The 5633-nt window shown below is 64.7% G+C and carries 5 protein-coding genes and 1 pseudogene; 4 read left to right on the forward strand and 2 right to left on the reverse strand.

The annotated features are described in order from the left end of the window. The first annotated feature begins 14 nt into the window (after positions 1 to 14). Positions 15 to 1037 carry a LacI family DNA-binding transcriptional regulator gene (locus EOA27_RS19365; RefSeq protein ID WP_126081282.1) on the forward strand — a complete coding sequence of 341 codons (1023 nt, stop codon included), beginning with the start codon at positions 15 to 17 and terminating at the stop codon, positions 1035 to 1037. Here EOA27_RS19365 and EOA27_RS19370 read toward each other — a convergent pair. Together EOA27_RS19370 and EOA27_RS19375 are read right to left on the reverse strand one after the other, a co-directional pair. Next, complete coding sequence (locus EOA27_RS19370; RefSeq protein WP_126081281.1) at positions 1034 to 1999, reverse strand: alpha/beta hydrolase; 966 nt, start codon at positions 1997 to 1999, stop codon at positions 1034 to 1036. The genes EOA27_RS19365 and EOA27_RS19370 overlap by 4 nt on opposite strands. A gap of 9 nt (positions 2000 to 2008) precedes the next feature. Next, the gene (locus tag EOA27_RS19375) at positions 2009 to 3157 is read right to left on the reverse strand and encodes a Gfo/Idh/MocA family oxidoreductase (RefSeq protein ID WP_126081280.1); all 1149 of its coding nucleotides are present in this window, start codon (positions 3155 to 3157) and stop codon (positions 2009 to 2011) included. Between the two features lie 182 nt (positions 3158 to 3339). Here EOA27_RS19375 and EOA27_RS19380 point away from each other — a divergent pair, with 182 nt between their 5' ends. The 3 genes and pseudogenes from EOA27_RS19380 to EOA27_RS19390 form a co-directional block, all read left to right on the forward strand. Further along, positions 3340 to 4140 (forward strand): class I fructose-bisphosphate aldolase, encoded by an 801-nt coding sequence (locus tag EOA27_RS19380; RefSeq protein ID WP_126081279.1) that lies wholly within the window; start codon positions 3340 to 3342, stop codon positions 4138 to 4140. A 3-nt stretch (positions 4141 to 4143) separates the two neighbouring features. After that, positions 4144 to 5093 (forward strand): annotated as a pseudogene (locus tag EOA27_RS19385) (PfkB family carbohydrate kinase). An 84-nt stretch (positions 5094 to 5177) separates the two neighbouring features. Further along, positions 5178 to 5633: ABC transporter ATP-binding protein (locus EOA27_RS19390; RefSeq protein ID WP_145970424.1), on the forward strand; the 456-nt coding region annotated here is incomplete at its 3' end.

Raw genomic sequence — 5633 nt, forward strand, 5'->3', positions numbered from 1 at the left:
CGCGAGGGCTTTGAATGTCGATGACGCACAAGACCATGGAGGATTTCGCCCGCTCCTGCGGCGTCTCCAGACCGACACTGTCGAAATTCTTCGACGATCCGACCAGCGTCAAGCCGGCAACGCGCAAGCGTATCGAGGATGCGCTGCGCTCGTCCGACTACCAGCCGAACCTCTTCGCGCGCAATCTCAATCGCAAGCGCACGCGCAGCATCGGCATTGTCGTGCCGACGGTGACCGACCCGTTCTATTCAGAGATGGTCAGCCGCATCGAGCTCAGGCTGCGCGACGAAGGCTACTGGCCGGTCGTCATTTCCTCGCATGGCTCGACCGAGCTCGAGATTGAAGCCACCCGAACCATCTTGTCGCTGAAGGTATCCGGCGCGCTAATCGCGCCGCTGGGCAAACGATCCGATCAGAGAACCCTGGAAAAGCTCACGCAGACCATCCCGATTGTTTATTTCGACACTTTCCTGGAAGGTGATACGCCATTTGTTGGCAATAACAACGCAAAAAGCGTCGCGACGATCGTGGATTACCTTTGCCGTTCCGGCGATGCCCCGGTCTATTTCGACATCCCGCACGTCAATCACAATTCGGCGGAACGATTGAGCAGCTATGTCGCCTCGATGCAGCGACTGGGATTCGAGCCGATCGTCTTCGGCGACACCGACGACTATACTTGGGAGTTCGAGCGCATCGGCTACGAGCAGACGGAGAAGCTGCTCGGCAATGGCGGCCTGCCGGGCAAGACCATCCTGTGCGCCAACGACCGCCTGGCCTTCGGCGTCATGGCGGCGGCCTTCTCGAAAGGGTTGAAGGTGGGCCGTAAGCCGGGTTGCGACCTGCGCATCGCAGCCCATGATGATCATCCACTCAGCCGCTACACCTGCCCAGCGCTCACCACCATGGCGCAGGATTTCGCCGCCATGGCCGGCCGCAGTGTCGAGACGCTGCTTGCGATGCTCGACGAGGATGCGGCCGCCGTGACGCCAAAGGTCAGCCTCGACGCAACGCTTGTAATGCGCCAATCGGCCTAGACCCCTTCAAACGCCGGATCGAAATTGCGCCAGGCCGCAACAGCAGCCTCGACCGCCTGACGCGACGCCGGACCATGGCGGCCCATTGAGACGAACCCATGGATCTGCCCTGGCCAGCGTTTGACCACGATCGGGACGCCGTCCATCTCGAGCCGCCTTGCATAGGCCTCGCCCTCGTCGGCGAGGATGTCATGGCCGGCAATGGCGATGAAGGCCGGCGCCGCGCCGGCAAGGCTGTTGGCCTTTAGCGGCGAGACGCGCCAGTCATTGATGTCGACCGCGTCACGGACATAGTGGTCGCGGAACCAGGCCATGGTCGCGGCCGTCAGGCCGAAACCTTCGGCGAAGCGGCGATAGCTGTCCGCCGTTTGGGCGGCATCGGTGTTGGGATAGAACAGGAGCTGCGCGGTCGGACGGCATTTGTCATCGCGGGCAAGCAGCGCCAGCACCGCGGCGAGGTTGCCGCCGGCGCTGTCGCCGGCGACGGCGATGCGGCTGGCGTCGATGCCAAGCCCGCCGGGCATATCCTGCATGAAGGAGAGAACGGCACGGCAATCCTCGACCGCAGCCGGAAACTTGTGCTCCGGCGCCAGCCGGTAGTCCGGCGAAACGACAACACAGGCGGCGATGTTGGCGTACCAGCGGCAGATCTCGTCATGCGAATCGAGATTGCCGATCACCCAGCCGCCACCGTGCAGGTAGAGCAGCGCCGGCGCGTCGGCCGCCGGCGCGCCCTGCCCGCGATAAACGCGAAGGTTGAGACGGCCACCGGGCCCGGCGATGGTTTGTTCGCGCACCGAAGCGACAGGCTCGCGCTCGCCTTGCAGGCTCGGAAAGCCTTCGTCGTAGGCGCGTCGCGCCTGCTCGGGCGTGCCGGTCTCGAAGGGCGGCTCATGCGCCTGTCGGCCAAGGTCGAGGACCTTCCGCGCCTGTGGATCGAGCGATACGGGCGATGTCGGCATGGGAGCGCCTTAGGCCAGCAGGCTCGCCGCCTCGTCCTCGCCCAGCAGCGGCGGCTGGTCGACAGTGCCGGCGATGGCGACCGAGTTGCGGCTCTCGCCCGAGGCGAGGATGGCCTCCATGATCTCCAGCACATGCAGCGCCAGTTCGCCGGACGCGCGCGGCTTTCTCTTCTGCGACAACGAACGCGCCAGGTCGGCGACACCGAGCATGCGGTAATTGGCGCGATCCGGCGCCGCATAAGGCCAGTTGCGCGCGCCATAGAGCTCGCTTTCGCTGGCGAAATCCGTCCACTCGGCACCGCGCGCGGAAAGCGAGACCGTGCCGCCGAAAGTGTCGGGGTCGGGCAGCCTGAGCGACCCTTCGGTGCCGTGCAGCTCGATGGGGTGGTTGGAGTGCTTGAAGACATCCCAGGAAGCACCGAAAGTGACGGTGGCGCCGGAGCGGAACTCGAGCAGCGACAGGATGTTGGTCGGCGTGCCGACCCTGAAGCTGGTGTTCTTGTAAGGGCCGTCGGCGGTGATCAGCCGCTCCTCCTGGCCGCGCGTGGCCATCGCCATGACACGGGTCACGGGGCCGAGCAGGTTGACGAGCATCGTCAGATAGTACGGCCCCATGTCGAAGACCGGGCCGCCGCCTGGCTGGTAGTAGAATTGCGGGTTGGGATGCCAGTGCTCCATGCCGCGCCCCATCATGAAGGCGGTGCCGGTGACGGCGCGGCCGATCGCGCCCTCGTCCATCAGCCGGCGGGCGCGACGTCCGGCGGCGCCGAGGAAAGTGTCGGGAGCCGAGCCCAGCAGCAATCCCCGTTTCGCCGCCTCCCCCACCAGCTTGCGGCCGTCGCTGGCCGAGGTGGCGAGCGGCTTTTCGGTGAAGACATGCTTTCCCGCCGAGAGCGCCGAAAACGAGATGTCGAAATGCGCCGCGGGAATGGTGAGGTTGAGGATGAGATCGACCTCCGGGTCGGCGAGCAACGCATCGACGCCGAGCGCGCGAATGCCATATTCCTTCCCGCGCAAGACAGCCATCTCGGCGGAGATATCGGCGCAAGCGCGCAGTTCCACGCCGGCGAAAAGTGCCGCGTTGCGCAGATAGGTCATCGAGATGTTACCGCATCCGATGATGCCGATACCGAGCTTCGCTCCTGAATTTGCTTGCATTTCCCTTTCGACCTCCCAATCGGCGACGCCCGAGACAAGCCATCGCGACGGCGACGGACAATTTTCGTGACTCGCTATAGCGCATTTTAAATCTTGACGCGCGTAAAATTTTTATACAGCATGTGAAAACGATGGCCAGTATCACAGGCCGCCGGCCTTGCAAATCAAGAGATTAGGGAATTATGAGCCTAGGGACCAAAGTGCGCCTCGCGCGCCTCTTTTCGCATCCATCGGGGAATCTATTTGGCGGCGCGGTCGACCACTTCGTCGGCTATGGCGACGTGCGCAAAGGCGGCCTTGCCGATCTGCCCGGCGCGCTGGCCCGCGTCATGGCGGGCAAGCCCGATTACGTCAGTATCCAGCCCGGCACCGCGCGCCATCTGTGGCCGCAATATGCGGGCAAGGCTGCCCTGGTGATCCAGGCCGGCTGCTTTACCCCGGACGACCGCATCAGCGAGTTGATTGCAACGCCCGAGGATGCGGTGCGCGCGGGGGCCGATGCATTGGCAGTGGCCATTCCGGTGCGCGGCGCGACCGAGGGCAAGTACATACGCTGGCTGACCGATTCGGTGAACGCGGCGGCCCGCTACGGCATGCCGGTGGTGGCGCATATCTATCCGCGCGATTTCACCGACGGGGCAAAGATCATCTTCACCCCCGACGAGATCGCCTATGCGGCGCGCATCGGCTACGAGTCCGGCGTCGACGTCATCAAGATCGGCTACACGGGCGATTTCGAGTCGTTCCGGGAGACCGTCCGGACCTGCCCGGTGCCGGTCGTGATCGCCGGTGGCCCGAAGACCGACACGCTGCTCGGCGCGCTTCAGCAGACGGCGGACGCCATCCGCGCCGGCGCGCGCGGCGCCGTGGTGGGCCGCAATCTCTGGGGGCACGGCGATCCTCAGAAGGCAGCGCTTGCCTTTCGGGGCGTCATCCATGACGGGCTTTCGGCGCAAGAAGCGCTTGCGAAGGCGGACGCCTGAACGATGCGCGCCGTCCCCTCGATCCTCGGCTTCGGCGCCATTGCGATCGACGACATCGTCTATGTCGATCAGCCGTTGTCGGCGGGCAAGGGGAAGGTTCTGCAAAGCACGCGCGCTTTCGGCGGAAATGTCGCGACGGCCCTTGCCGCCGTCGCGCGGCTTGGCGGGAGCGCCGGGTTCATCGGATGGCTGGGCAGCGCCGATGACGATGCCGCCTTGTGCGACCTCGTCGCCAGCGGCGTCGAAACCGCGTTCGCGCCACGCCATCCCGACGCGCGCCCGGTACGCTCGCGCATCACCGTCGGCTCGGACGGGGACCGGTTCATCGCCTATGACGACGACGCGATGCTGGGCACCGCACCGGACTTTCCGGAAGATATCCTCAGCCGCGCGAGCGTCCTGATCGTCGACAGCTACGCGATCCGCTCGCTGGATGCCGTGGCCCGGGCTCGCGATCTCGGCCTCGCGATCCTCGGCGACATCGAATGGAGCGCCGGGCCAGCCACCGATAGGCTGATCGAGCTCTGCGACCATCTCATTCTTCCGCTCGCCTTTGCACAGACCGCACAGGCCGCCGCTCGCCCGCCGAGATGCTTGATGCATTGTGGTCGCCGTCGCGCTCCGCCGTCGTCCTGACCGACGGCGGCCGGGGCGTCTATTATCGCGGGCGCGGGGAGACAACGCTCTGGCACCTGCCTCCGCATCGGGTTGCGATCGTCGACTCGACCGGTGCCGGCGACTGCTTTCATGGCGCCTATGCCCATGCATTGACGCGCGGAGCCGACACCGCGGGCCGGGTGGCATTCGCGGCCGCGGCGGCCGCCCTTTCAATAACCGGGCGCGGCGGACGCGAGGCGCTTCCGACCGACAGCCAAGTCACGCAATTGCTGGCATCGGCGAGCGCGCCATCGGCGGTCGAACTGAAATATGCGCAACTCGATACCGGAACATAAGCTGAAAACCACCCGAGAGATTTTCACAAGCAAAAAGCCAAGGTGAAAAAAAAATCATCAGCTTTGACTTGTGGAGGGAGGAATATGGCGGAAGTCATTCTTGAGAATATCTGCAAAACCTACGGGAACAGTTTTCGTGCGATCGACCGATTGAACCTGTCGATCGAGGATGGCGAGTTCCTGATCCTGGTTGGGCCGTCCGGCTGCGGGAAATCCACCGCCTTGCGGATGATCGCGGGATTGGAGGACATCACCAGCGGCAGCCTTCGCATCGGCGGCATAGACGTCGTCGACATGCCGCCCAAGGACCGTGACATCGCGATGGTCTTCCAGAGCTATGCGCTCTACCCGCATATGACGGTGTTCGAAAACATCGCCTTCTCGATGCGGCTGGCGGGCAAGCCGAAGGCCGAGCGCAAGAAGCGCGTGGACGAGATCGCCAAGACCCTTCAGCTGACGTCGCTGCTGGACAGCAAGCCCGCCAACCTTTCCGGCGGGCAGCGTCAGCGGGTCGCCATGGGCCGCGCCATGGTGCGCGAG

The organism is Mesorhizobium sp. M2A.F.Ca.ET.037.01.1.1 (assembly GCF_003998075.1).
GTDB lineage: Bacteria > Pseudomonadota > Alphaproteobacteria > Rhizobiales > Rhizobiaceae > Mesorhizobium.

Coding starts and splice junctions, on each gene's coding strand:
- EOA27_RS19365 (WP_126081282.1), top strand. CDS start 15: ATGTCGATGACGCACAAGACCATGGAGGATTTCGCCCGCTCCTGCGGC.
- EOA27_RS19370 (WP_126081281.1), bottom strand. CDS start 1,999: ATGCCGACATCGCCCGTATCGCTCGATCCACAGGCGCGGAAGGTCCTC.
- EOA27_RS19375 (WP_126081280.1), bottom strand. CDS start 3,157: ATGCAAGCAAATTCAGGAGCGAAGCTCGGTATCGGCATCATCGGATGC.
- EOA27_RS19380 (WP_126081279.1), top strand. CDS start 3,340: ATGAGCCTAGGGACCAAAGTGCGCCTCGCGCGCCTCTTTTCGCATCCA.